The 23,874-nt window shown below is 66.7% G+C and carries 20 protein-coding genes and 1 riboswitch; of the genes, 11 read left to right on the top strand and 9 right to left on the bottom strand.

Features of this window, described 5'->3' with window-relative positions:
* Positions 1-44 precede the first annotated feature (44 nt).
* The 3 genes from hldE (at position 45) to GA645_RS25630 (ending at position 4,145) form a co-directional block, all read left to right on the top strand.
* Complete coding sequence (hldE, locus tag GA645_RS25640; protein WP_152226686.1) at positions 45-1,469, top strand: bifunctional D-glycero-beta-D-manno-heptose-7-phosphate kinase/D-glycero-beta-D-manno-heptose 1-phosphate adenylyltransferase HldE; 1,425 nt, start codon at positions 45-47, stop codon at positions 1,467-1,469.
* A 176-nt stretch (positions 1,470-1,645) separates the two neighbouring features.
* A complete protein-coding gene (locus GA645_RS25635) occupies positions 1,646-2,929 on the top strand; it encodes an acyl-CoA dehydrogenase family protein (RefSeq protein ID WP_152226684.1) in 1,284 nt (427 codons plus the stop codon).
* Positions 2,930-2,939: 10 nt separating this feature from the next.
* Positions 2,940-4,145 carry an acyl-CoA dehydrogenase family protein gene (locus tag GA645_RS25630; RefSeq protein WP_152226682.1) on the top strand — a complete coding sequence of 402 codons (1,206 nt, stop codon included), beginning with the start codon at positions 2,940-2,942 and terminating at the stop codon, positions 4,143-4,145.
* A 117-nt stretch (positions 4,146-4,262) separates the two neighbouring features.
* Here the strand turns inward: GA645_RS25630 and GA645_RS25625 are convergent, their stop codons facing one another.
* From GA645_RS25625 to GA645_RS25610, 4 genes are all read right to left on the bottom strand, one after another.
* Entirely contained in the window at positions 4,263-5,174 is a 912-nt protein-coding gene (locus GA645_RS25625) for a metal ABC transporter ATPase (RefSeq protein WP_152226680.1), read from the bottom strand.
* A gap of 310 nt (positions 5,175-5,484) precedes the next feature.
* Entirely contained in the window at positions 5,485-6,288 is an 804-nt protein-coding gene (locus GA645_RS25620; RefSeq protein ID WP_152226678.1) for an aldo/keto reductase, read from the bottom strand.
* Complete coding sequence (locus tag GA645_RS25615) at positions 6,285-7,460, bottom strand: FAD-binding oxidoreductase (protein WP_152226676.1); 1,176 nt, start codon at positions 7,458-7,460, stop codon at positions 6,285-6,287. Before GA645_RS25615 ends, GA645_RS25620 begins: the two co-directional genes overlap by 4 nt.
* Before the next feature lie 166 nt (positions 7,461-7,626).
* Positions 7,627-7,959 carry a multidrug efflux SMR transporter gene (locus tag GA645_RS25610; protein ID WP_152226674.1) on the bottom strand — a complete coding sequence of 111 codons (333 nt, stop codon included), beginning with the start codon at positions 7,957-7,959 and terminating at the stop codon, positions 7,627-7,629.
* A gap of 138 nt (positions 7,960-8,097) precedes the next feature.
* Here GA645_RS25610 and GA645_RS25605 point away from each other — a divergent pair, with 138 nt between their 5' ends.
* Together GA645_RS25605 and waaA are read left to right on the top strand one after the other, a co-directional pair.
* Positions 8,098-8,982 carry a LysR family transcriptional regulator gene (locus tag GA645_RS25605; RefSeq protein WP_152226672.1) on the top strand — a complete coding sequence of 295 codons (885 nt, stop codon included), beginning with the start codon at positions 8,098-8,100 and terminating at the stop codon, positions 8,980-8,982.
* Positions 8,983-9,320: 338 nt separating this feature from the next.
* A complete protein-coding gene (waaA, locus tag GA645_RS25600) occupies positions 9,321-10,592 on the top strand; it encodes a lipid IV(A) 3-deoxy-D-manno-octulosonic acid transferase (RefSeq protein WP_152226670.1) in 1,272 nt (423 codons plus the stop codon).
* 350 nt (positions 10,593-10,942) lie between these two features.
* Here the strand turns inward: waaA and GA645_RS25595 are convergent, their stop codons facing one another.
* The 3 genes from GA645_RS25595 to GA645_RS25585 form a co-directional block, all read right to left on the bottom strand.
* Complete coding sequence (locus GA645_RS25595) at positions 10,943-11,536, bottom strand: helix-turn-helix domain-containing protein (RefSeq protein ID WP_152226668.1); 594 nt, start codon at positions 11,534-11,536, stop codon at positions 10,943-10,945.
* A 189-nt stretch (positions 11,537-11,725) separates the two neighbouring features.
* Entirely contained in the window at positions 11,726-13,675 is a 1,950-nt protein-coding gene (locus tag GA645_RS25590; RefSeq protein WP_152226666.1) for an FAD-dependent oxidoreductase, read from the bottom strand.
* A 164-nt stretch (positions 13,676-13,839) separates the two neighbouring features.
* Positions 13,840-14,190, bottom strand: a complete 351-nt coding sequence (locus GA645_RS25585; RefSeq protein ID WP_152226664.1) for an ethanolamine utilization protein EutQ — start codon at positions 14,188-14,190, stop codon at positions 13,840-13,842.
* Between the two features lie 318 nt (positions 14,191-14,508).
* On the opposite strand from GA645_RS25585, the gene GA645_RS25580 reads away from it, so the two are divergent.
* Positions 14,509-15,552, top strand: a complete 1,044-nt coding sequence (locus GA645_RS25580; RefSeq protein ID WP_152226662.1) for an ABC transporter substrate-binding protein — start codon at positions 14,509-14,511, stop codon at positions 15,550-15,552.
* A gap of 56 nt (positions 15,553-15,608) precedes the next feature.
* Positions 15,609-16,406 carry a class II aldolase/adducin family protein gene (locus GA645_RS25575; RefSeq protein ID WP_152226660.1) on the top strand — a complete coding sequence of 266 codons (798 nt, stop codon included), beginning with the start codon at positions 15,609-15,611 and terminating at the stop codon, positions 16,404-16,406.
* Between the two features lie 209 nt (positions 16,407-16,615).
* On the opposite strand, the gene GA645_RS25570 is transcribed toward GA645_RS25575, so the two are convergent.
* The gene (locus GA645_RS25570; protein WP_152226658.1) at positions 16,616-18,073 is read right to left on the bottom strand and encodes a TolC family outer membrane protein; all 1,458 of its coding nucleotides are present in this window, start codon (positions 18,071-18,073) and stop codon (positions 16,616-16,618) included.
* A gap of 173 nt (positions 18,074-18,246) precedes the next feature.
* Positions 18,247-18,353, top strand: a riboswitch (TPP riboswitch).
* 110 nt (positions 18,354-18,463) lie between these two features.
* Here GA645_RS25570 and thiC point away from each other — a divergent pair.
* Complete coding sequence (gene thiC / locus GA645_RS25565) at positions 18,464-20,344, top strand: phosphomethylpyrimidine synthase ThiC (protein WP_152226656.1); 1,881 nt, start codon at positions 18,464-18,466, stop codon at positions 20,342-20,344.
* 84 nt (positions 20,345-20,428) lie between these two features.
* Entirely contained in the window at positions 20,429-21,715 is a 1,287-nt protein-coding gene (cytX, locus tag GA645_RS25560) for a putative hydroxymethylpyrimidine transporter CytX (RefSeq protein WP_152228317.1), read from the top strand.
* Positions 21,716-21,800: 85 nt separating this feature from the next.
* Here cytX and GA645_RS25555 read toward each other — a convergent pair whose 3' ends face one another.
* Positions 21,801-22,559, bottom strand: a complete 759-nt coding sequence (locus GA645_RS25555; protein ID WP_152226654.1) for an RsiV family protein — start codon at positions 22,557-22,559, stop codon at positions 21,801-21,803.
* Positions 22,560-22,766: 207 nt separating this feature from the next.
* Here GA645_RS25555 and GA645_RS25550 point away from each other — a divergent pair, with 207 nt between their 5' ends.
* Both GA645_RS25550 and GA645_RS25545 read left to right on the top strand, forming a co-directional pair.
* The gene (locus tag GA645_RS25550) at positions 22,767-23,384 is read left to right on the top strand and encodes an NUDIX domain-containing protein (protein ID WP_152226652.1); all 618 of its coding nucleotides are present in this window, start codon (positions 22,767-22,769) and stop codon (positions 23,382-23,384) included.
* The gene (locus GA645_RS25545; RefSeq protein WP_152226650.1) at positions 23,375-23,833 is read left to right on the top strand and encodes a DUF1249 domain-containing protein; all 459 of its coding nucleotides are present in this window, start codon (positions 23,375-23,377) and stop codon (positions 23,831-23,833) included. Before GA645_RS25550 ends, GA645_RS25545 begins: the two co-directional genes overlap by 10 nt.
* Positions 23,834-23,874 lie beyond the last annotated feature (41 nt).

Genomic DNA, 23,874 nt, shown 5'->3' with positions numbered 1-23,874 from the left:
TGGCTATGGTATTATCCGCGGCGATTTCGACCTGCGGAGTTCCCATGAAACTGACCATGCCCCGATTCGATCAGGCCCCCGTGCTGGTGGTAGGCGACGTTATGCTCGACCGCTACTGGCATGGCGCGACCTCGCGCATTTCGCCCGAGGCGCCGGTGCCCGTGGTACGGGTCGAGCAGCATGAGGACCGCCCCGGTGGTGCCGCCAACGTCGCGCTGAACCTTGCCGCCCTGGGCGCCCCGGCCTTCCTGGTCGGCGTCACCGGTGTCGACGAGGCCGCCGACAGCCTGAGCGACAGCCTGCAGGCGGTAGGCGTGACCACCCGCTTCCAGCGCATCGCCGGCCAGCCCACCATCGTCAAGCTGCGGGTCATGAGCCGTCACCAGCAACTGCTGCGCGTGGACTTCGAGGAAGCCTTCCGCACCGACGCCGTGGCCCTGTCCGCCGATGTCGAGGCGCTGCTGGATAACGTCCGCGTACTGGTGCTCTCCGACTATGGCAAGGGCGCGCTGAAGAACCACCAGCAGCTGATCCAGGCCGCCCGCCAGCGCGGCATCCCGGTGCTGGCCGACCCCAAGGGCAAGGACTTCGCCATCTACCGTGGCGCCAGCCTGATCACCCCGAACCTCTCCGAATTCGAAGCCATCGTCGGCCGCTGCGCCGACGAGGCCGAGCTGGTCGCCAAAGGCCTGCAACTGATGACCGAGCTGGAACTCGGCGCGCTGCTGGTCACCCGTGGCGAGCACGGCATGACCCTGCTGCGCCCCGGCCACAACGCCCTGCACCTGCCGGCCCGCGCCCGCGAAGTGTTCGACGTCACCGGCGCCGGCGACACCGTGATTTCCACCCTGGCCGGCGCCATCGCCGCCGGTGAAGACCTGCCGCAGGCCGTGGCCCTGGCCAACCTGGCCGCCGGCATCGTGGTCGGCAAGCTGGGTACCGCCGCCATCAGCGCTCCGGAACTGCGCCGCGCCGTGCAGCGCGAGCAGGGCTCCGAGCGTGGCGTGCTGAGCCTCGACCAGCTGCTGCTGGCCATCGAGGACGCCCGCGCCCACGGCGAGAAGATCGTCTTCACCAATGGCTGCTTCGACATCCTCCACGCTGGCCACGTGACCTACCTGGAACAGGCGCGCGCCCAGGGCGACCGCCTGATCGTCGCGGTCAACGACGACGGCTCGGTGACCCGCCTGAAAGGACCGGGCCGCCCGATCAACAGCGTCGACCGCCGCATGGCCGTACTGGCCGGTCTCGGCGCGGTGGACTGGGTCGTCCACTTCGGCGAGGACACTCCCGAACGCCTGCTCACCGAAGTCCGTCCGGACGTGCTGGTGAAGGGCGGCGACTACGGCGTCGAGCAGGTGGTCGGGGCCGGGATCGTCAAAGCCTATGGCGGTGAAGTCCGTGTGCTCGGCCTGGTGGAGAACAGCTCCACCACGGCCATCGTCGAGAAGATCCGGCACCAGAACTGATCGTCTTTCGTTTCCCTGGATGCGCCGGCCTTGCCCGCGATCCGGCCGACAGGCCGGGTCCATTACCCACAAGACACTGACCTCATTGCCAGATCGCCCCGGCAAAGCGGTCATGGTTCCCCCGCCGATTCCCGGCGCATGATCAACGGCATCCACCCTCCGCGGAGCGAGATGCCATGACCACCGACGTGCAGGGCCGCGCCCTGGCCGTGCTGAATCGCGTTGCCCAGGCCGACTGGCCGGACCGACTGAAGCTGCGCAAACCCTTCGAGAGAATGCTCTACAGCGGCAGCCGCACCGGCTTCCGGCTGGCCAGCGAGCGCGCTGCCAAACAGCCCAAGACTCCGCGCAAGGCTGACCCGGACGGGCTCTTCGACCTGTCCCTGTCCGACGAGCAGCAGATGCTGGTGGAGATGCTCGACGGCTTCGCCGCCGAAGTACTGCGGCCCGCCGCCCGCGACGCCGACGCCAAGGCCGGTCTCAGCCTGGAACTGTTGGCCCAGGCGCAGGAGCTGGGCCTGACCCACTACGGCGTCAGTGAAGTGCACGGCGGCATGGCCGGCGAGCGCACCGTGGTCACCAATGCACTGATTGCCGAAGCCCTTGCCCGTGGTGACCTGAGTCTGGCTGCCGCGCTGCTGGTACCGCTGTCGGCCGCCAACTGCATCCGTCGCTGGGCGTCGTCCGAACAGCAGGCGCGCTGGCTGCCGGCCTTCGTCGCCGAGGAGGCCGCGCCGCTGATCGCCATCGCGGTGAACGAGCCGCAGTTGCTGGCCGATCCGCAGCGCCTGTCCACGAAAGCCCGCAAGCGCGGCTCGAACTACACGCTGTCCGGCGAGAAGTGCCTGGTGGTACGGGGTGTGGATGCGCAGAAACTGATTGTCGCCGCCGACACCGGCGACGGCCCGGCCCTGCTCCTGGTGGACACCCGCGCCAAGGGCGTCGAAGTGCGCGCCGAGCCGGCCATGGGCCTGAAGGCCACCGGCGCCGCGCGGGTGCGCTTCAAGAGCGTGAAGGTGCCGGTCGAGCAGCGGCTCGCGGCGGAGCGCTTCGACTACCAGGCCTTCCTCGATTACACAGCGCTGGCCTGGTGTGCGTTGGCGGTTGGCACCGGCCAGGCGGCGCTGGACTACGTGATCACCTACTGCAACGAACGCGAGGCCTTCGGCGAGCCGATCAGCCATCGGCAGGGCGTGGCCTTCATGGTCGCGGACATCGCTGTCGAACTGGACGCCATGCGCCTGATGGTCTGGCGCGCCTGCGCACTGGCCGAGCGCGGCCAGGCGTTCCATCGCGAGGCTTACCTGGCGAAGCTGCTCTGCGCGGAGAAGGCGATGAAGATCGGTACCGACGCCGTGCAGTTGCTCGGCGGCCATGGTTTCACCCAGGAACATCCGGCCGAGCGCTGGTACCGCGATCTGCGCGCCGTCAGCCTGATGACCGGCGGCCTGCACCTGTAAGGAGCCCTGCATGTATCTCGAAACGCCGAAAAAATTTCGCACCTTGCAGAACCAGGCCCGCCAGGTGGCGGAGAACTACCTGCGACCCATTTCCCGCAAGTATGACAAGGCCGAACACGCCTACCCCAAGGAGCTGGACCTGCTGGCCGCGCTGCTGGACGGCATGAACGCCGGCTCGCCCGACGCCGTCGGTGCCACCTCGGCCAGCAAGCGCAAGGCTGGCGCGGAGGAGGGCGTGAAGAACGGCGGCAATCTCTCTGCCTGCCTGGGTGTGATGGAAATGTGCTGGGGCGACACCGGCCTGCTGCTGGCCATGCCGCGCCAGGGCCTGGGCAACGCCGCCATCGCCGCGGTGGCCAACGAGGAGCAGCTCAAGCGCTTCTCCGGCACCTGGGCGGCCATGGCCATCACCGAGCCGGGCTGCGGCTCGGACTCGGCGGCGATCCGCACCACCGCCACCCGCGATGGCGATCACTACCTGCTCAACGGCGAGAAGATCTTCGTCACCTCCGGCGCCCGCGCCGATGCGGTGGTGGTCTGGGCGACCCTGGACAAGAGCCTGGGCCGCGCGGCGATCAAGTCCTTCGTGGTGGAGAAGGGCACGCCGGGCATGACCGTCACCCGTCTGGAGAAGAAACTCGGCATCAAGGCCTCGGACACCGCCTCTATCAGCTTCAGCGACTGCCGCGTGCCGGCCGCCAACCTGTTGGGCAACACCGAGATCGATGTGCAGAAGGGCTTTGCCGGGGTGATGGAAACCTTCGACAACACCCGCCCGTTGGTGGCCGCCATGGCCATCGGCGTGGCCAAGGCCTCGCTGGACCGCACCCGCGAGCTGCTGAAGAAGGCCGGTTGCCGCTTCGACTATCGCCAGCCGCTGTTCAGTGCGAGCCATGCCGAAGCCACGCTGTATCGCCTGGAGGCCGAATGGGAAGCCGCGGGCCTGCTGACCCTGAAGGCCGCGTGGATGGCTGACAACCGCCTGCCCAACTCCAAGGAAGCCTCCATCGCCAAGGCCAAAGCCGGGCGGGTGGCCAACGAGGTGACGCTCAAATGCGTTGAGCTGGCGGGGGCGCTGGGCTATGGGGAAGAGGAGCTGCTGGAGAAATGGGCACGGGATTCGAAGATCCTCGACATCTTCGAAGGCACCCAGCAGATCCAGCTGCTGATCGTCGCGCGGCGACTGCTGGGCAAGAGTTCCAGTCAGTTGAAATGAACGGTCGTCGACCGCTCATCGCGGGCATGGCCCGCTCCTACAAAAGCGGACTTCCCCTGTAGGAGCGGGCCATGCCCGCGAACCGGCTGTCAGGCCGGCCGGTTCATGGCGGTGGGATCAGGCTGTGCGCCGCCCGCTGCCGGCATTGCCGGCGGCGGGCGGCCACTGCTCCATCCAGTCGCGGAAACGGATGCGCTCCTCGCGCACCAGCCAGCCATCCTGGGCGGCGAAGCTTTCCGACAGCCAAAGGCCACGGGGGCCGGCCTTGCGCAGCTCGCCCTTGCTCAGGGTATAGAGCTCGCCGGTCGGCTGGCCATGGTCCAGCGGCAGCAGATAGAGGTCCGGGCGGCGGCGGTCCAGGCGCGCCACCAGCGGGCCGCTCTCGAGCTTTTCATCGACGTGGAACAGGCTGACGTCGCGGGCGTCCCTGGGCAGCTCCATGCGCAGGTCGTAGACCAGCTGCAGCGAGGCGGTTGGCAGGTGCACGTAGGCCTGGGGGCGCTCCAGCAGGCGCAGGGCTCCGGCCTGTACCGGTCGCGCGGCGCCGGACAGTGGAGTCAGGGTGAAGTGGCTGTCTTCGCGATAGCGCAGGTTGCCCTCGTAGGGTGTCGGCAGCCAGGTATCGCCGAAGCGCCCTCCGAGCCAGCCGTCGGCGGTTTCCACCAGGCATTCCTCGGCGACTTCCTGGATTGCGGTGAGCAGCGGCAGGTTCAATTCATGGGCCGGCACGTAGCCGGAGATCAGCTTGAGGACGGTGTCGCCACGGTCCAGGCGGCGCTGGCGCACCAGGATCCAGTGGTCGCGGCCCTGGAAGTTCAGGGTCAGGCGCACCGAGACGCCGAGGTTGGCCAGCTCGGTGACGAAGCGCTCGTTCCCGCTGATCTGGATGGGGCGGCGGCGTTCCAGCACCTGGGCGAAGTTCAGGGGCTTGCCGAGGGTCTGGTAGGTGAGACCGTCCTTGCCGGCTTCCACCAGCAGGGGCAGGGTCTTGAAGGCGGTCGGGTCCTTGTGGGCGAGCGTACGGGGCATGTGGGCTCCTTCTCGTACAGGGCGCGGGGCACACCCAGCAGGGCGGCGCCGACGTGAACGCTGACCGTCACTGGGGACGGTCAGGCCGATCGATTTCGGGGGTCGCTAGAGTCCAGACAGCCTGAGGCCGATCCTTGCACCATCGAAAACCCAACGGATTTCCGGGTTTTTCCCTGAAAGGCCTGGCGATTCCGAGGTTATTGCGTGGGAATCGCCGGGTGGCGACATTTTCTGTGCCCACGGTTTTTGCCGGGGAGTCTGAGCATGGCACAGGAATACGCAATCCACATGACCGTATGGCGTCTGCCGATCAGTGGTCGAGCACCTCGGCGGCGATGCGCACGTTGTGGCTCAAATGCAGCGGATTGATGGTCCCGACTATGGCGCTGGCCACGCCCGGATGCCCCAGCACCAGTTCGAAGCTGGCGCGTACCGGATCGGCGCCGGGGGCGAGGGCGGCATGGCCGCTGGCCAGCGCCTTCTTGATCAGGATGCCGCGGCCATGGGCCTGGGCATGGTCGATCACCGGTTTTTCCGCCTGCTCGTTGAGGTTGTAGGTGACCATCGCGCAGTCGCCGCGCTCCAGGGCCAGCAGGCCGCCGGCGACGGTCTTGCCGGAGAAGCCGAAGCCACGGATCAGGCCTTCCTGCTTGAGGCGCTCCAGGGTTGCGTAGACCTCGGTGCCCTGCAGGATATCCAGGTCGTTACCGTCCGAGTGCACCAGCACCAGGTCGATGTAGTCGGTCTCCAGGCGCTTGAGGCTGCGTTCCACCGAGCGGCGGGTATGGGCGGCGCTGAAGTCGAAGCGCGAGTGGCCCGCGTCGAACTCTTCACCGGTCTTGCTGACGATCACCCAGGCGTCGCGCTGGCCGCGCAGCAACGGGCCGAGGCGCTCTTCGCTGTGGCCGTAGGCCGGCGCGGTGTCGATCAGGTTGATGCCCAGGTCGCGGGCCAGCGCGATCAGGTCGGCGGCTTCGCGGTCATCGGGAATGCGGAAGCCTTCGGGGTATTTCACGCCCTGGTCGCGGCCGAGTTTCACGGTGCCCAGGCCCAGCGGCGAGATGTTCAGGCCAGTGCTGCCCAGCGGGCGGTGCAGGTGATGCAGGGTCTTCATCCGAGCAGCTCCTCCCATACCGGACGGGCCATGGCCGGACGCGGGAGGTCGGGCAGGGCAGCGCTGGCTTGCGGGCGGATGCTGCTCTTTTCCAGGGACTCCAGCACGCGATCGGCGAAGTTCGGCGCCAGGGCCAGTTTGGTCGGCCAGCCCACTAGCAGCGTACCGTCTTCGGCGAGGAAGGCGCTGTCCGGGCGCAGCAGGTTGTTCTGCGAGGGCTCGGCGCGGTCCACGCGAAGGGTGGCCCAGCGAGCGGCGGAGAGGTCGATCCAGGGCACCAGCTTGTGCAGTTCGTGCTGGGCCTCGGCAATCTGCTCGGCTTCATTGCGGGCTACGCCACCGGCTTCGGCGATGTCGCCGCCCAGGTACCAGACCCAGTCACCATTGCTCAGCGGGTGGGTGGTGACGGTTACGCGCGGCTTGGGTCCGCCGCTCACGCAATGGGCATACAGCGGTTTCAGCGTCGGCGCGGTGACCAGCACCATGTGCAGCGGGCGGCGCTGCATTTCCGGGCGCTCCACGCCCAGTTCGCGCAGCAGCGCTTCATTGCCCGCGCCGGCGCTGAGCACCACGCGCTGGGCGCGGATCTCGCGGCCGTCGATGCGCAGGCCAACCAGCTTGTCGCCGTCGCGCAGCGCTTCGATGCGCTCGCCGGCCAGCAGGCTGTCACCGGCCAGTTCGGCGAGGCGGGCGATCAGGCTGGGCACGTCGAGCACCAGTTCAGTGAGACGGTAGGCCTTGCCCTTGAAGGCCTTGTCCTGCAGTGCGGGCGGCAAATCGGCGCCCTTCACCTGGGCGACGCGGCTGCGCACCGCCTTGCTGGCGAAGAAGCTGGTGAGGTTGCCGGCCAGGCCGCCGGGCGACCACAGGTAGTGGGCGTCGGAGAGCACGCGAACGCCGCGCAGGTCCACTTCGCCGGTGCCGGCCAGGCAGTCGCGCCACAGCGCGGGCATGTCGGCGATGGCTTCCGAGGCGCCGGTCAGCGCGCCATGCAGGGCGTACTTGGTGCCGCCATGGATGATCCCTTGTGAGCGCATGCTCTGCACGCCGCCCAGCGCGGTGTTCTCCACCAGTACGGTGGAGAAGCCGGCGCGCCGCAGGCGAGCGTTGAGCCAGAGACCGGCGATGCCGCCGCCGACGATGAGGATGTCGGTGCTCAGGGATTCGGACATGAAAGCGCCTCGAGGGGAAAACGAAGCGCGCAGTATAACGCCTGTGAGCTGCGGCAATCGTTCGCCGGCTCTGGCTATGCCTGCAGGAGCGAGCTTGCTCGCGAACGGACTCGCAGCAGGCGCTGGTTCGCGAGCAAGCTCGCTCCTACGAATTGAACACGGCGGCTCAATGACCGGCGTTGCCGGAGAACAACTGGATCACCACCACTCCGCTGACGATCATGCCCATGCCGAGCAGGGCCGGGGTGTCGAGCTTCTGCTGGTAGAGCACCAGCGCGGCGATGCTGACCAGCACGATGCCAAGGCCAGCCCAGATGGCGTAGGCGATGCCCACCGGAATGCTGCGCACCACCAGGGTGAGCATCCAGAAGGAGATGGCGTAACCGACGATCACCAGCACCAGCGGCAGGGGCGTAGAGAGCCCCTTCACCGACTTCAGCGAGGCGGTGGCGATGACTTCGGCAACGATGGCGATGGCGAGGTAGAGATAGCCGGGCATGACAGGTCCTCCCCGGAAGCGACGCGCCGCCAGCTGCGGGGCGTGGGTTACGTTTGGTCTGGTGGGCATTCTAGTCATCTGGGTGATGGGATAAAGTCATTACCTATCTTCTATTGAGATGGGTTGCGGAGATAGGTTATGCAGTGGAACCTGGACCAGTTACGGCTCTTCGTCAGCGTCGCCGATCAATCCTCCTTCTCGGCGGCAGCGCGACAGCTCAAGCGCGTGCAGTCGGCGGTGAGCTCCTCCATTGCATTGCTGGAAAGCGACTTGGGCGTGATCCTGTTCGACCGTAGCAGCGGCCGCCAGCCGGTGCTGACTGCCGAGGGCAGGGCGCTGCTGGATGAAGCCCGCGAAGTGCTGCGCCAGTGCGAGCGCCTGGAGAGCCGCGCGCTGGCGCTGGTGCGCGGCGCCGAGCCGCTGCTGCGCCTGGCCCAGGACGAAGCCATGCCGTACCAGCCGGTGTTGTCCGGCTTGCAGGCGCTGGCGCAGGAGTTCCCCACCCTGGAGGTGCAACTGGCCAGCGGCGCCCAGGGCGACGTGGCGCGCAAGCTGTTGGAGCGTCGCGCCGACCTTGGCCTGCTGTTCCATCACGAGGGTATGCCGGAGGCGCTGGAGCGGCAGCGTCTGGGCACCATCGAGATGGTCACGGTGTGCGGCGCCGGGCATGAGCTGGCTAAGCTGGACTACGCCGACCGCCGCGAGCTGGCGCGGCATCGCCAGTTGCTGATGGCGCCGCAGGACAGCCACTACCCCGGTGGCGAGCAGATCAGCCCGCTGGTGTGGCGCGCGGACAGCTTCTACGCCATGGCCGAGCTGCTGATGCGTGACCTGGGCTGGGCCTGGCTGCCGACCCACGTGGCGCAGTACCCGGCGTATCAGCCGTTGTTGGTGGAGCTGGCCAGCGACTGGACGCCGCCGCCGCTGGTGGTGGAGCTGGTCTGGCGCCGGGACGAGCCGCTGGGGCCGGCGGCGAACTGGCTGGGCGAGTGCTTTGCGGAACATCTCGCCTCACCCGTGTGACCTGCTCTTCGTAGGAGCGGACTCCGTCCGCGATGATTTCCGCGCGCGCCGGTGGCCAATCGCGGACGGAGTCCGCTCCTACATTGTTTTCTGGGTGATTCCCCTTCGGGACAGCGCTTGCGCTGAACGCACTTCAGTGCGGCCCGAAGGGTGAGCGCAGCGAATAGCCCAAAAGACAGTTGCTCCTACACGATCCCGAGTGCGTTTTACGCCGATTGAATCGATTCTGGAGGGCAGGGTGTTGGTGGTAAAAACGGTGTAACGGCATACAACCGCGAACGGTTGTACGCCCTACGAATGCAGCGTGCTGGCCCGCTAATTTGCTACTCTCCGCCGCCATGAACCGGACCCTCTATACCCTGCTGTTCCACCTGGGCCTGCCGCTGGTCGCGCTGCGCCTGTTCCTGCGTTCGCGCAAGGCGCCGGCCTATGTCCAGCGCGTCGGCGAGCGCTTCGCCATCGGCCTGCCGGCGCTCAAGCCCGGCGGCATCTGGGTGCACGCGGTGTCGGTGGGCGAGAGCATCGCCGCCGCGCCGATGATCCGCGCGCTGATGCAGCGCCATCCCGGCCTGCCGATCACCGTCACCTGCATGACGCCCACCGGCTCCGAGCGCATCCGCGCGATGTTCGGCGACCAGGTGCAACACTGTTACCTGCCCTACGACCTGCCGTGGGCGGCGGCGCGTTTCCTCGACCGCGCCCGCCCGGTGCTGGGCGTGATCATGGAAACCGAGCTGTGGCCGAACCATATCCACCAGTGCGCCAGGCGCGGCATTCCGGTGGCGCTGGCCAATGCGCGGCTGTCCGAGCGCTCGGCGCGGGGCTATGCGCGCTTCGGCGGGCTGACCCGGCCGATGCTCGAAGAGATGAGCTGGATCGCCGTGCAGACCGAGGCCGAGGCCGGCCGCTTCCGCCAACTCGGCGCTCGTCCGGACTGCGTGAGCGTGACCGGTTCGATCAAGTTCGACCTGACCATCGACCCCGAATTGCTGGCCCGTGCCCACGACCTGCGCGGCCAGTGGCAGGCGCGGCAGCGGCCGGTCTGGATCGCCGCCAGCACCCACGCCGGTGAAGATGAGATCGCCCTTGCCGCCCATCGCCAACTGCTGGAGAAACACCCGGATGCGCTGCTGATCCTGGTGCCGCGCCACCCGGAGCGCTTCAACCCGATGTTCGAGTTGTGCGCCCGCGAAGGCTTCAATACCCAGCGCCGCTCCACTGGCGAACGGGTCGCGGCGGATACCCAGGTGCTGCTGGGCGACACCATGGGTGAACTGCTGTTCCTCTATGCGTTGGCCGATGTCGCCTTTGTCGGAGGCAGCCTGGTGCCCAACGGCGGGCACAACCTGCTGGAGCCGGCGGCGCTGGGCAAGCCGGTGCTGTCCGGACCGCACCTGTTCAACTTCCTGGAAATCGCCACGCAATTGCGCGAGGTCGGTGCTCTGCGGGAGGTGGCTGATGCGCCTTCGCTGGCGGTGGCCGTGGCGGCCTTGTGGGATGAGCCGGCGAGTGCCGAACGCATGGCCGAGGCTGGGCTGGGTGTGATGAAGGCCAACCAGGGGGCGCTGGAGCGTTTGCTGAATGGGCTGGGGCGACTGATCAGGGGCTGATCGGGGTTCGGCGCAGGGCCTGCCGTCACCCTAACCCGCTCTCAGAGGGAGAGGGGGGGCGTTCGGTGTGAGGCGTGCCACCGAGTCAGCCGGATACTGCGTCTCTCAAGAAGCTTACAGGCGGGTGGCGATACCAAGCGCCCGCGCCGACCTTCCCCCTCTCCCTTAGGAGCGGGGCGCGCAGCCAGGGCTGGGGTGAGGGGTGGGCATGAAACCCAAATCTTCCCGAGCCCCCGACTCTAGGAGCGAGGGGGACGCCTGGTTATTGCTCGCGAACCTGCCTGACGTCGTGCCTGCCGGGAGAGCATTCGCGAGCAAGCTCGCTCCTACAGGTATCCGTCAACGCCGCATTAGAACGTCGGCGGCGTAATCACCCAGAGCACCACGGCCTCCACATCCCCGGGATTGCCATAGCGATGCGGCTCCTGGCTGGAGTAGCTGAAGCTGTCGCCCTCGTTGAGCAGGAAATGCCGATCGCCCACCCACAGCTCGAAGCTGCCGCTGAGCAGGTAGCCGGCTTCCTCGCCGTCGTGGCTGTAGCTCTGCTGGCTATAGGTACCCGGCGGGAAGCGCGAGTGGAGGATTTCCAGCTGGCGGCTGGGCTGCGGGCTGAGCAGTTCGTCGACGATGCCGTCTTCGTAATGCACGCTGGTGCGCGCGTTGCGCCGTACCACGTAGCCGGCGTCGGCCGGGTCGACCTGGACTTCGCTGGCGAAGAACCACTGGATGGTCACGCCCAGGGCGCGGGCGATGTTGAACAGCGCCGGAATCGATGGATAGGCCAGGTTGCGTTCGAGCTGGCTGATATAGCCGGCGGTGAGGCTGCTTTGCTCGGCCAGTTCCGCCAGGGTCATGCCGCGGCGCTTGCGCAGGCCGCGGATGCGGGTGCCGAGGAACTGCGCTTCGGCGTTGGCGGGTGCTTCCTGCGGGGCTTTCTGGCTCATGCGGCGAGGGTCCTGGCGATGTTCGTCGTGGGGCATTCTAAACAATGCGCCGCGACTGTGGACCTGCTACTCGGATCGTAGGATGGGTAGAGCAGCGCGAAACCCATCGCGCCCTGCACGGTTCGTCCAGATTCCGCGCGACAGCGGCATGGGTTTCGCTGCGCTCTACCCATCCTACGGGATGGTTGATCAGATCGCCCAGCCTGCCTTGAGTCCCTCGTAGATCGCTTCTTCGGCGGTGCGCGGCGCCAGGCAGTCGCCGATGCGGCGCACTTCGGCCAGATCGGCGATCTCGTCGGCCAGTTCGTCCACCGGCTGGTGGCCCTGGCAGAGCACCAGGGTGTCGATGCCTTCCACCAGCATCGGTTCGCCGCTGGCGCTGTGCTGCAGGTAGACGGTGCTGTCGTCGACGCCATACAGGCGGGCATAGGTGGTGATGCTGATGCCCAGGCGGTGCAGCTCGCCGGCCAGGTGGTCGCGCACGTAGAGCGGCAGGTTCTCGCCGACATGAGTGCCGTTCACCGCCAGCTGCACCTGGTGGCCGTCGCGCACCAGACGCTCGGCGATGCCGGGGGCGATCCAGTCGGCGCGCCAGTCGGTGACCAGCACCGAGCGGCCGATCTTCACTTCGCCGCGCAGCACTTGCCAGGCGTCGACCACCTGCAGGTTGCCGGCCTCCTCGTAGGGCGGACGGTAGGGCTTGGCGCCGGTGGCGACGATCACCACGTCGGGGCGTTCCTGTTCGACCAGGGCGCGGTCGACGCGGGTGTTGCGGCGTACTTCGACACCGGCCAGCTGCATCTCCCGCTGCAGGTTGGTGGAGGCGCCGCCGAACTCGGCACGGCGCGGCAGCAACTGGGCGAGGTTGACCTGGCCGCCGAGCTGTCCGCTGGCTTCGCAGAGGGTCACTTCATGGCCGCGCTGGGCCGCCACGGCAGCGGCCTTCATGCCTGCCGGTCCTCCGCCGACCACCAATACGCGCTTGCGCTGGGTGGCCATCTTGCGTTCGGCGTAGATCAGCTCGCGACCGGTTTCCGGGTGCTGGATGCAGGAGATCGGGTAGCCGCGGTGGAAGTGGCCGATGCACGCCTGGTTGCAGGCGATGCAGGCGCGCACGTCCTCGACGTGGCCGCTTTCGGTCTTGCTCGGCATCTTCGGGTCGCAGATCAGTGCGCGGGTCATGCCGCAGACGTCGGCCTGGCCGCGGGCGACGATCAGCTCGGCTTCCTGCGGCTGGTTGATGCGCCCGGTGACGAACAGCGGGATCTCCAGGTTGCGCTTGAAGGTGCCGGCCTCGTTGGCCAGGTAGGCGGCTTCGACGGCCATGGGCGGGACGATATGGATGGCGCCGCCCAGCGACGCCGAGGTGCCGGCGACGATGTGCACGTAGTCCAGCTCGTTCTGCAGGGCTTTGACGGCCAGCAGCGATTCGTCTTCGGTCAGGCCTTCCGGATCGCGCTCGTCGGCGGAGATGCGCAGGCCGATGATGAAGTCTTCGTCGGTGGCGGCGCGTACGGCGGCGATCACTTCACGGGTGAAGCGCAGGCGCGCGTCGAGGTCGCCGTTGTAGCCGTCGCTGCGGCGGTTCACCCGTGGGTTGAGGAATTGCGCGGGCAGGTAGCCGTGGCTGGCGACCACTTCCACGCCGTCGACGCCGGCGGCGTGCAGGCGGCGCGCGGCGGCGGCGTAGCCTTCGATGATCTCGTCGATCATCGCCTGGCTCAGCTCGCGGGGCATCACGCGGAAGCGCTCGTTGGGCGAGGCGGAGGCGGAGTAGGCCACGGCCAGCAGGCCGTCGCTGGATTCCATGATCTCCCGGCCCGGGTGGAACACCTGGGACAGCACCACGGTGCCCTCGGCGTGGCAGGCCTCGGCGATGCGCCGGTAGCCGGGGATGCAGGCGTCGTCGGTGGCCATCAGCACGTGGGAGGTGTAGCGGGCGCTGTCATGCACGCCGGCGACCTGCAGCACGATCAGGCCGACGCCGCCCTTGGCGCGGGCGGTGTGGTAGGCCACCAGCTGGTCGTTGACCAGGTTGTCGGTGGGCATCGAGGTGTCGTGCCCGGTGGACATGATGCGGTTCTTCAGCGTCTTGCCGCGAATCGTCAACGGGCTGAACAGGTGGGGGAACTGGCTCATCGGGCAACTCCGGATTCTTGTTGTAATTCAATGTTGGGCATCGATCGCGCGAGCTAGAGCGGAACAAGGCGGGAACCGGCGAGGCAGCGGAGTTGACTCCAGTCAATGAGCGTGCCGAGCCGGTTTCCAACGCCGTTCCGCCGACGCGCAGCCGGTCGAAATATTCAGGCGTTGCGCGCCTGCCAATCCACCGGATAAAGGGCGTAGAAGACGCTGGCCCTCTCGCCTTCGTAGGCCAGCGGGGTGCGTTCGGGGACCCAGATCACGTCGCCCGGCGCGGCTTCGATCACGCGGTCGGCCAGGCGCAGGCGGAAGTGGCCTTCGAGCACCACGATCAGCTCGTCATAGAGCACCGTCCACTCGATGGAGACGCCGTCGAAGCGCGCCAGGCCCGCGCCCATCGTCTGGCTGTCGGTCGGGCCGATCAGGCGGCAGATGGCGGCGCGGTCGACCGGTTCGCCAGCGTAGGACTGGAACTGCAGGGCGGACTGCTGGAAGTGGCGGACCTCGGACACGGGGATTCTCCTGGAATCGGGATAGGTCATTTAAGCTATGTCTATGGAAATTTACCGGCAGTAAAAAATCAACTTGTTTTTTTAAAAGTGACTGGGTAGTTTCATTTCCGGCCCGGTCCTTCGGGCTCAACCGCGACGTGCTCCACAACAACTACAAGAGGAGAGGCGCATGAACCGTCCCGTACGGTCCCCCCTCGCTTTGCGGGCTTGCCCGCAGGCCACCGTTCCACCTCTGTCCGTTGTTCCGGCACGCTCATCCAGCGTGCGCGTGGCGCTTTGCGCTGCGCCCGTTACCTCCTACGACATGGGGTATGCCCAATGACTTTCCGCAAGAATGCTGTGCAGCCGCTGCTGCTCGCCCTCGGACTCTGCTGCGCCGTTGCCCAGGCCAGCGAGAACATGGTGGTGGTCGGCTACGGCGGCGCCGGCCAGAAGGCCCAGGACGCGGCCTTTTTCCAGCCTTTCAGCAAGCAATCCGGGGTCGGGGTGACCCAGAGCGAGTACAACGGTGAAATGGCCCGCATCAAGGTGATGGCCGACACCGGCCACGCCGACTGGGACGTGGTGCAGATCGAGGGCCCGGACCTGGCCCGTGGCTGCGACGAGGGACTGTTCGTACCGCTGAACTGGCAGCAGATCGGCGGCAAGGACCAGCTGATTCCCAACGCCGCCAAGGACTGCGGTTCCGCTGCGCTGGTATGGGGCGTGGCGATCGCCTACGACGCCGACAAGCTCAAGCCGGCGCCGACCTCCTGGGCGGATTTCTGGGACGTGAAGAAATTCCCCGGCAAGCGTGGCCTGCGCAAGCGCGCGATCTACAACCTGGAGTTCGCGCTGATGGCCGACGGCGTCAAGCCTGCCGACGTCTACAAGGAACTGGGCACCAAGGCCGGCGTCGACCGTGCCTTCGCCAAGCTCGACCAGATCAAGCCGTACGTGCAGTGGTGGGAAGCCGGTGCGCAACCGCCGCAGTGGCTGGCCGCCGGTGACGTGGTGATGACCACCACCTACACCGGCCGTATCGCCGATGCCTACAAGGGCGGGCGCAACCTGCAACTGATCTGGCCGGGTAGCCTGTATGGCATGGACTACTGGGCGATCATCAAGGGCTCGCAGCACGTCGATGCGGCCAAGCGTTTCATCGCCTTCGCCAACCAGCCCGATGCCCAGGTCGACTACGTGAAGCACATTGCGTATGGTCCGACCAACAAGCAGGCCGCCGAGCGTCTGCCGTCGGAGCTGGCCGGCTGGGTACCCACGTCGACGCAGAACCTGCCCCAGGGGCTGGCGATGGACGATGAGTTCTGGGTCGACCACGGTGAAGAGCTGGAAGAGCGCTTCAACGCCTGGGCCGCCCAGTGAGTGTGACGCCGGGGCCTGTGCGCCCCGGTGTCTTTTCGTTTGAGAAGGAGAGCACCATGACGTCGCTGCAGGCGCAGGCCCCGAGCCGCGCCAACTGTTCGCCGGAAGAATGGAAGCTGCGCGAGGAGCTGGCCGCATGCTACCGGCTGATCGCGCATTTCCGCATGAGCGATCTGATCTTTACCCATATCTCGGTGCGTATCCCCGGCCCCGAGCACCATTTCCTGATCAATCCCTACGGGCTGATGTTCGACGAGATCACCGCCTCGAGCCTGGTGAAGATCGACCTGTCCGGCCATCCGGTGGAGCCGACGCCGTACAAGGTCAACCCGGCGGGCTTCGTCATCCACAGTGCCATCCACGGCGCCCGCGAGGACGCACAGTGCGTGTTGCACACCCACACCCGCGCCGGTTGTGCGGTGGCCGCGCAGGCCTGCGGGCTGCTGCCGCTGAACCAGATGTCCATGGAGTTCTACGGGCGGCTCGGTTACCACGAGTATGAAGGCATCGCCCTGTCGATGGACGAGCAGGAGCGCCTGGTGCGCGACCTGGGCGGCGAGCACATCGGCCTGATGCTGCGTAACCACGGCCTGTTGACCGTGGGCCAGACCGTGCAGCAGGCGTTCCTGCGTATGTACTACCTGGAGAAGGCCTGCGATATCCAGCTGGCGGCGCAGGCTGGCGGTGAGCTGGTGATTCCGTCGGATGAGGTGTGCCGCTACACCGAGCAGCAGTTCAACGCGCCACAGCGGCCGCTGGCCGAGGGCGAGCTGAGTGATCCGGATGGCAACGACCTGGCCTGGGGCGCGCTGTTGCGGATGCTGGATCGGGTGGCGCCGGGGTATCGGGACTGAGCCGGCCTTTGTTCGCGGGCATGGCCCGCTCCCACGCAGACCGGGTGCTCCGGTGTTGATCCTGTAGGAGCGGACTTTGTCCGCGATTGGGCAGGCATTCACCGGAGCGTCCGGCGCGTTGGGGCTCCGCGATTGGATTCGCTTTACGCCGAGCCATCGGCGTGACCAAAGAAAAAGCCCCGCATGCGGGGCTTTTTCATGGGGCTAGGTCACTGCTGCTTCGTGCCGCCCTTGAGCTGAGCTTCCGCGGCCTTGGCCAGGTCCGGCGGCAGGAAGTCCTTGTCCGGGTTGTAGTCCGGCTTCAGGTAGCTGCCCAGAGCCTGCAGGTCGCTCGGCGCCAGGGTGCCGGCGGTCTGCTTCAGGCGCAGGTTGTCGAGGATGTAGTCGTAGCGCGTGTTGTTGTAGTCGCGCACCGAGTTGTACAGCGAACGCTGGGCGTCCAGTACGTCGACGATGTTGCGGGTACCGACCTGGTAGCCGATCTCGGTGGCTTCCAGCGAGCTCTGGTTGGAGATGATCGCCTGGCGGCGCGCCTTCACCTGCTCCACGTCGGTGTTCACCGCGCGGTGCTGGTTGCGGGCGTTCTGCACCACCTGGCGACGCTGGCTTTCGCGCAGCTGCTCGCTCTGGTTCAGGCGCTGGTAGGCTTCGCGCACCTGGGAGCTGGTCAGTCCGCCGCTGTAGATCGGTACGTTCAGCTGCAGGCCGATGCTGCTCTCGTCGACCCACTTGCCGTAGTGCGGATCGCCGGGAATGCCGGTGTTGGAGAAGCCCAGGGCATCGTTGTCGCCCTTCTGGTACTGCGCCACGGCGTCAACGGTCGGCAGGTGGCCGGCCTTGCGCTGGCGCAGGGTTTCTTCGGCGGCATTGACCGCGTAGTTGCTGGCCTGCAGCGCCAGGTTCTGCTGCACCGAGGTATCCACCCAGGCCTTGGCGTCGTTGGGCATCGGGGCCACGATCGGCATGGAGTGGAGGATGCCTTCGATAGCGCTGTACTCGCGGTTGGTCAGGGTGACCAGGGCCTGGAAGGCGTCAGCAACCTGCTGCTCGGCCACCAGGCGGTTTGCCCGCGAGGTGTCGTAGCTGGCCTGGGATTCGAGTACGTCGGTCTTGTCCGACAGGCCGACATCGAAACGTTCGTTGGACTGGTCGAGCTGGCGCTTGAATGCCGCTTCCTCGGCCTTGCTGGCGGCCAGGTTGTCCTGGGCGCGGAGCACGCCGAAGTAGTTTTCGGCACTCTTCAGGATCAACTGCTGCTGGGTGGAGGAGAATTCCAGCTGGGCCTGTTCGGAGGTGTCCTTCGCCGCCTTGAGCTGGAACCAGCGATCGGCACGGAACAGCGGCTGGCTCAGGGTCGCCTGGATCACCTGGCTGCTGCGGTTGAACGAGGTGTTGGGCTCGTCCAGCGAGGTATGGGTGCTGGCCACGTTGGCGCCGGCGTTGATCTGCGGCAGCAGACCGGAGCGCGCCTGGGGCACGGCTTCCTTTTGGGCCATGTAGTCGGCCTGCGCAGCGGCGAGGTCGGAGTTGTTGTCGACGGCGTCCTTGTAGACGCTGATCAGGTCCGTCTTGGTCGGCAGCGAAGACGCTGCCGGAGCGGGCTGTGCGGCCCAGGCAAAGCCTGTCGAAGCGGCCACGGCGACAGCCAGGGAAAGTCTGCGCAGCATTCGTTCGTCCTAGAAAGTGATGCGAGGTGGGGCAAGGCTACGGTCGCCGCCGATGGCGGTCAAGGCACGTTCGTACGAGCCTTCCGAGGCAGGAGTGTAGCTGCCTGTAGGCAATTGCGTGGTTTTCGGTCAGACGGCATTGGCTAATCGCTGCACAGTTGATTAGACTGCGGGCGTTCTTGTCGGGGTGCCCAATGCGAAGGGCTGAGATCGGATAGTTCCGGATCCCGTTGAACCTGATCGGGTTAATACCCGCGTAGGGAACAAGAAGTACGCATCCCGCGGCGCATTCCGCCCCGGCCCCAGCCCTTCTCGGGGTGCGTCCCTTCGCCGCTCGGTGCGGCTCCCAGGTCCAGGTTCTCCCCGGCAATCAACCCCAGGAGAGCCAGGATGAGCACCCAGAAAAACAACGTCACCCGCCTTGAACAGCTGGATCGCCAGTCGACCCAGCCCTTCCCGAATTCGAAAAAGGTCTACCTGACCGGCTCGCGCCCGGACATCCGCGTCCCCGTGCGGGAAATCTCCCTCGCCGACACCCCCACTGCCTTCGGCGGCGAGAAGAACGCCCCGGTGATGGTCTACGACACCTCCGGCCCCTACACCGATCCGGACGTGCGCATCGACCTGCGCAAGGGGCTGCCGGATGTGCGCTCGCGCTGGATCGACGAGCGTGGTGACACCGAAATCCTCCCCGGCCTGACCTCCGAGTTCGGCCAGTCGCGCCTGGCCGACGCCAGTCTCGACGCCCTGCGCTTCGCCCACGTGCGCACTCCGCGCCGCGCCAAGGCCGGCGGCAACGTCACGCAGATGCACTATGCGCGCCAGGGCATCATCACGCCCGAGATGGAATACATCGCCATCCGCGAGAACATGAAGCTGCAGGAAGCCCGCGCCGCCGGCCTGCTGGACGCCCAGCACCCGGGTCAGAGCTTCGGCGCCAGCATCCCCAAGGAAATCACCCCCGAGTTCGTCCGTGATGAGGTGGCCCGCGGTCGCGCGATCATCCCGGCGAACATCAACCACATCGAACTGGAACCGATGATCATCGGCCGCAACTTCCTGGTGAAGATCAACGGCAACATCGGCAACAGCGCGCTGGGCTCCTCCATCGAGGAAGAAGTGGAAAAGCTCACCTGGGGCATCCGCTGGGGCGCCGACACGGTGATGGACCTGTCCACCGGTAAGCACATCCACGAGACCCGCGAGTGGATCCTGCGCAACAGCCCGGTCCCTATCGGCACCGTGCCGATCTACCAGGCGCTGGAGAAGGTGAACGGCATCGCCGAGGACCTGACCTGGGAAATCTTCCGCGACACCCTGATCGAACAGGCCGAACAGGGCGTGGACTACTTCACCATCCACGCCGGCGTGCTGCTGCGCTACGTGCCGCTGACCGCCAAGCGCGTCACCGGCATCGTCTCCCGTGGCGGCTCGATCATGGCCAAGTGGTGCCTGGCCCATCACCAGGAGAATTTCCTCTACACCCACTTCGAGGAAATCTGCGAAATCATGAAGGCCTACGACGTCAGCTTCTCGCTGGGCGACGGCCTGCGTCCAGGCTCGGTGGCCGACGCCAACGACGCCGCACAGTTCGGCGAACTGGAGACGCTCGGCGAGCTGACCCGCATCGCCTGGAAACATGACGTCCAGGTGCTGATCGAGGGCCCCGGCCATGTGCCGATGCACCTGATCAAGGAGAACATGGAAAAGCAGCTGGAGTGCTGCGACGAGGCGCCGTTCTACACCCTTGGCCCGCTGACCACCGACATCGCGCCGGGCTACGACCACATCACCTCGGGCATCGGCGCGGCGATGATCGGCTGGTTCGGCTGCGCCATGCTCTGCTACGTCACGCCCAAGGAACACCTGGGCCTGCCGAACAAGGATGACGTGAAGACCGGCATCATCACCTACAAGATCGCTGCGCACGCCGCCGATCTCGCCAAGGGTCACCCGGGCGCGCAGATCCGCGACAATGCCTTGTCCAAGGCGCGCTTCGAGTTCCGCTGGGAAGACCAGTTCAACCTCGGCCTGGACCCGGACACCGCCCGTGCCTTCCACGACGAGACGCTGCCCAAGGACTCGGCCAAGGTCGCACACTTCTGCTCCATGTGCGGGCCGAAGTTCTGCTCGATGAAGATCACCCAGGAAGTCCGCGACTACGCCAAGGAAAACGGTCTCACCGATGAGCAGAAAGCCATCGAGGCCGGCTTCCAGGAACAGTCCGCGCGCTTCAAGGATGAAGGCTCGGTGATCTACAAGCAGGTGTGACCGGAATCCCCATCCTCATCGCCGAGGGTGGGGATTCCTACGAAAAACAGAAAACTATTCCAACATTTGAGCCTTGCACGCATCGTGACCACCACCGCCACCAACTATTCCCCCACCGTCGCCGTCGGCAGCGCCCAGCGCGTGCTTGGCCTGCGCGATGTGTTTTCCCTCTGGTTCTCCCTCGGCATCGGCCTGATGGTGCTGCAGACCGGCGCACTGCTGGCGCCGGGCCTGGGCCTGGCCGGCGCGCTGGGCGCGATCCTGCTCGGCACCCTGGTCGGCGTGCTGCTGCTGGCCAGCGCCGGGGTGATCGGCACCGACACCGGCCTCGCTGCCATGGCCTCGCTCAAGCTCAGCCTGGGTAGCCACGGCGCCGCGTTGCCGGCGTTGCTCAACCTGCTGCAGCTGGTGGGCTGGGGCGCCTTCGAGATCATCGTCATGCGCGATGCCGCCAGCCTGCTGGCGACCCGCGCCTTTGGCGAAGGCAGTAGCTGGACTCATCCGGCACTCTGGACCCTGGTGTTCGGTGCGCTGGCGACCCTGCTCGCCGTCAGCGGGCCGCTCGCCTTCGTCCGTCGTGTGCTGCGCCGCTGGGGCATCTGGCTGCTGATCGCCGCCTGCCTCTGGCTGACCTTCGACCTGTTCAAGCGTGCCGATCTGGCCGCGCTCTGGGCCAAGGCCGGTGACGGTTCGCTGCCATTCGCCGTGGGCTTCGATATCGCCATCGCCATGCCGCTGTCCTGGCTGCCGCTGATCGCCGACTACTCGCGCTTCGGCAAGCGCGCCGGGCACACCTTCGGTGGCGCCGCGCTGGGCTTCTTCATTGGTTGCTTCTGGCTGATGGGCCTGGGCGTGGCCTACACCCTGGCGTTCGCCCAGGGCAGCGACGCCAACGCGCTGCTGCTGGCGCTGGCCGGCGCCGGCATGGGCATTCCGCTGCTGCTGATCCTGCTGGACGAGTCGGAAAAGGCCTTCGCCGACATCCATTCGGCGGCGGTATCCAGCGGCATCCTGCTGCCGCTGAAGGTCGAACACCTGGCGCTGGGTATCGGCGTGATCTGCACCCTGATCGCCTGGTTCGCGCCGCTGGCGCAGTACCAGAACTTCCTGCTGCTGATCGGCTCGGTGTTCGCCCCGCTGTTCGGCGTGGTTCTGGTGGACCACTTCGTGCTGCGCCGCCGCGCGCCGGCGACCATTCCCCACGGCCTGCGCTGGGGCTCGCTGCTGGCCTGGGCCGGTGGCGTGGTGGTGTATCACCTGCTGGCGAACTACCAGCCGGACCTGGGGGCGACCCTGCCGGCGCTGGTGGTGGCGGGCGTGCTGCAATTGCTGCTGGGGCGTGTTGGTGTGAAGGTGCCGGCTTCGGCGTGATGCGGTTCGCGGGCGGGGGTTCGAGGTTGCGGTGACCAATCGCGGACTCTGTCCGCGATTGGTCACCGGCCGTTGCGAATATTGCCTACTGCGCCCCGCGCCCCGGGAAGTAATAGGGCTTCACGATGCCGTTCAGGCGCGGGTAGGGGATCTTCAGCTCCGGATGCCCGACCGAGTGCGGTGCAATACTGTCAATGTTGTACTTGAGCGTCAGCGCGCCGAAGGTCAGGGCGACATGCTGGGTGGTCTGGAACGGCCATTCCCTGGAGAAGTTCGGGTCCTGCTCGTCCAGCTTGTTCTGCAGTATCCAGGCCTTGTGCGCCAGGCGGGCGGTGTTCCAGAAGGCCTCCTCCTGGCCGGGCAGAAGAATGTCCTGCAGGCCAAGCACCTTGTGCATACGCCGGTCATAATTGATGTAGGCGCGCCCCGGGTGGCCGTACTCACCGCCGGTGAAGCGATAGCTGGACAGCTCGATGATCACCAGGCCGTCATGCTGTTCGAGGATCTTGGCTTGCAGGTAGCTGTTCCAGCCGGGCTGGGCGCTGTCGAGGAAGCGCTTCTCGTAGATCTCCAGGTTGGCGGGCATGGGGCCTTCGCTCTCGCCTTCGCGGGCCAATACCAGCAATTGCTGGTTGATCGCCGCGTTGAGCACAGGCTCGTCGTCGAAGCTCAAGGTATCCAGGTTGAACAGCGGGCATTGCTCGCCCTGGCAGCCGGGCTGGAGGTGTTCGAAGGCCGTGCGGTGCGCCGGCAGCGGCTCGTCGAGGCCGGGCTTGAACAGGCTCTGGCAGGCCCCCAGTAACAGACAGAGGCTGCCGGCGGCAGCGAGTTTCAATAGACGCATGGGATTCCTTGTCGTCGCGGACTTGGGCGGTTTGGACCGTCATCGCGGCCGCTGGTTCGGCGGGCAGTATGAACCAGTCCTGGGCCCGGTGGCAGGGTACGGGCGCACGTCTGTGCGGCCCGCCGGGCGGTCCGAGAAAGAGGCTGCGCCATGTCGGATGGCGCGATAGGATGGCGCGAAGTTCAATTGATCAGTGAGTGGAACGGGATGTCGGATACGTTCAAGCCAGGCCCCCAGGATGTCGAGATCCAGAAGCGCGAACAGTGCTTCAAGGGGTTCTACAAGCTCGACCGGCTGCACCTGCGGCATCGTCAGTTCGCAGGTGGCATGGGTCCGGTCCTGACCCGCGAGCTGTTCGTGCGGCACGACGCCGTCTGCGTGCTGCCCTACGATCCGCAGCGCGATGAAGTGGTGATGATCGAGCAGTTCCGAGTCGGCGCGATGGCCGCCGGGGTCAACCCCTGGCTGCTGGAGCTGGTCGCCGGCCTGATCGACAAGGACGAGGAACCGGAAGAGGTCGCCCGCCGCGAAGCGGTGGAAGAGGCCGGCCTGACCCTTGGCGCGCTCTGGCCGATCGCCCAGTACCTGCCGTCGCCCGGTGGTAGCAATGAGCAGGTATACCTGTTCGTCGGCCGTTGCGACAGTACTGCCGCGGCGGGCATCTACGGCCTGCCGGAAGAGGGCGAGGACATCCGTGTGCACGTGCTGGCCTTCGAGGAGGCGTTGCAGGCTGTGCGCGACGGACGCATCAACAACGCGGCGAGCATGCTCGCCCTGCAGTGGCTGGCGCTGAACCGCGCCGAGGTCAGGGGGTTATGGGTGTGAATCTGTTGCGCGAGCGCTATCGCGTTGACCTGGTGGGATTGCAGGCGACCTGCGAGGCGAACTACTTGCGCCTGATGCGCCTGTTGCCGGAAATGCGCGAAGCTCAGGTTTCGCGCCGCGTGGCGCTCAGCGAAGGCGAGCGCCTGCTCGGTGTGCTGGCGCTGGATGTGGTGGAGGCCTGCCCGTACACCACGGTGCTGCAGGTGCGCCAGGAGCTGGGGCTGCCCTGGTTGCCGGCGCCCAAGCTGGAAGTGCGGGTGTACCACGATGCGCGCATGGCCGAGGTGGTTGGCGCGGAGCAGGCACGTCGCCTGCTGGCGATCTACCCCTACCCGAACCAGGCGATGCACCAGCCGGACGAGAAGAACCAGCTCAACCTGTTCCTCGGAGAATGGCTGAGCCACTGCCTGTCCTGTGGCCATGAGCTGGAGCCGGTGCTGCAGCGCTGATGCCGGCATCATGGCCTTGGGCCATGATATGCTGCCCGCCC

Source organism: Pseudomonas sp. SCB32 (assembly GCF_009189165.1).
In the GTDB taxonomy this organism is placed as follows: domain Bacteria; phylum Pseudomonadota; class Gammaproteobacteria; order Pseudomonadales; family Pseudomonadaceae; genus Pseudomonas.
The sequence above is the reverse complement of the archived record's forward strand: the minus strand, read 5'-3'. Positions and strand labels throughout refer to the sequence as shown.

Bases quoted from the DNA above. Each gene is read 5' to 3' on its own strand.
- hldE (WP_152226686.1), top strand. From the start codon at position 45: ATGAAACTGACCATGCCCCGATTCGATCAGGCCCCCGTGCTGGTGGTA.
- GA645_RS25635 (WP_152226684.1), top strand. From the start codon at position 1,646: ATGACCACCGACGTGCAGGGCCGCGCCCTGGCCGTGCTGAATCGCGTT.
- GA645_RS25630 (WP_152226682.1), top strand. From the start codon at position 2,940: ATGTATCTCGAAACGCCGAAAAAATTTCGCACCTTGCAGAACCAGGCC.
- GA645_RS25625 (WP_152226680.1), bottom strand. From the start codon at position 5,174: ATGCCCCGTACGCTCGCCCACAAGGACCCGACCGCCTTCAAGACCCTG.
- GA645_RS25620 (WP_152226678.1), bottom strand. From the start codon at position 6,288: ATGAAGACCCTGCATCACCTGCACCGCCCGCTGGGCAGCACTGGCCTG.
- GA645_RS25615 (WP_152226676.1), bottom strand. From the start codon at position 7,460: ATGTCCGAATCCCTGAGCACCGACATCCTCATCGTCGGCGGCGGCATC.
- GA645_RS25610 (WP_152226674.1), bottom strand. From the start codon at position 7,959: ATGCCCGGCTATCTCTACCTCGCCATCGCCATCGTTGCCGAAGTCATC.
- GA645_RS25605 (WP_152226672.1), top strand. From the start codon at position 8,098: ATGCAGTGGAACCTGGACCAGTTACGGCTCTTCGTCAGCGTCGCCGAT.
- waaA (WP_152226670.1), top strand. From the start codon at position 9,321: ATGAACCGGACCCTCTATACCCTGCTGTTCCACCTGGGCCTGCCGCTG.
- GA645_RS25595 (WP_152226668.1), bottom strand. From the start codon at position 11,536: ATGAGCCAGAAAGCCCCGCAGGAAGCACCCGCCAACGCCGAAGCGCAG.
- GA645_RS25590 (WP_152226666.1), bottom strand. From the start codon at position 13,675: ATGAGCCAGTTCCCCCACCTGTTCAGCCCGTTGACGATTCGCGGCAAG.
- GA645_RS25580 (WP_152226662.1), top strand. From the start codon at position 14,509: ATGACTTTCCGCAAGAATGCTGTGCAGCCGCTGCTGCTCGCCCTCGGA.
- GA645_RS25575 (WP_152226660.1), top strand. From the start codon at position 15,609: ATGACGTCGCTGCAGGCGCAGGCCCCGAGCCGCGCCAACTGTTCGCCG.
- GA645_RS25570 (WP_152226658.1), bottom strand. From the start codon at position 18,073: ATGCTGCGCAGACTTTCCCTGGCTGTCGCCGTGGCCGCTTCGACAGGC.
- thiC (WP_152226656.1), top strand. From the start codon at position 18,464: ATGAGCACCCAGAAAAACAACGTCACCCGCCTTGAACAGCTGGATCGC.
- GA645_RS25555 (WP_152226654.1), bottom strand. From the start codon at position 22,559: ATGCGTCTATTGAAACTCGCTGCCGCCGGCAGCCTCTGTCTGTTACTG.
- GA645_RS25550 (WP_152226652.1), top strand. From the start codon at position 22,767: ATGTCGGATACGTTCAAGCCAGGCCCCCAGGATGTCGAGATCCAGAAG.
- GA645_RS25545 (WP_152226650.1), top strand. From the start codon at position 23,375: ATGGGTGTGAATCTGTTGCGCGAGCGCTATCGCGTTGACCTGGTGGGA.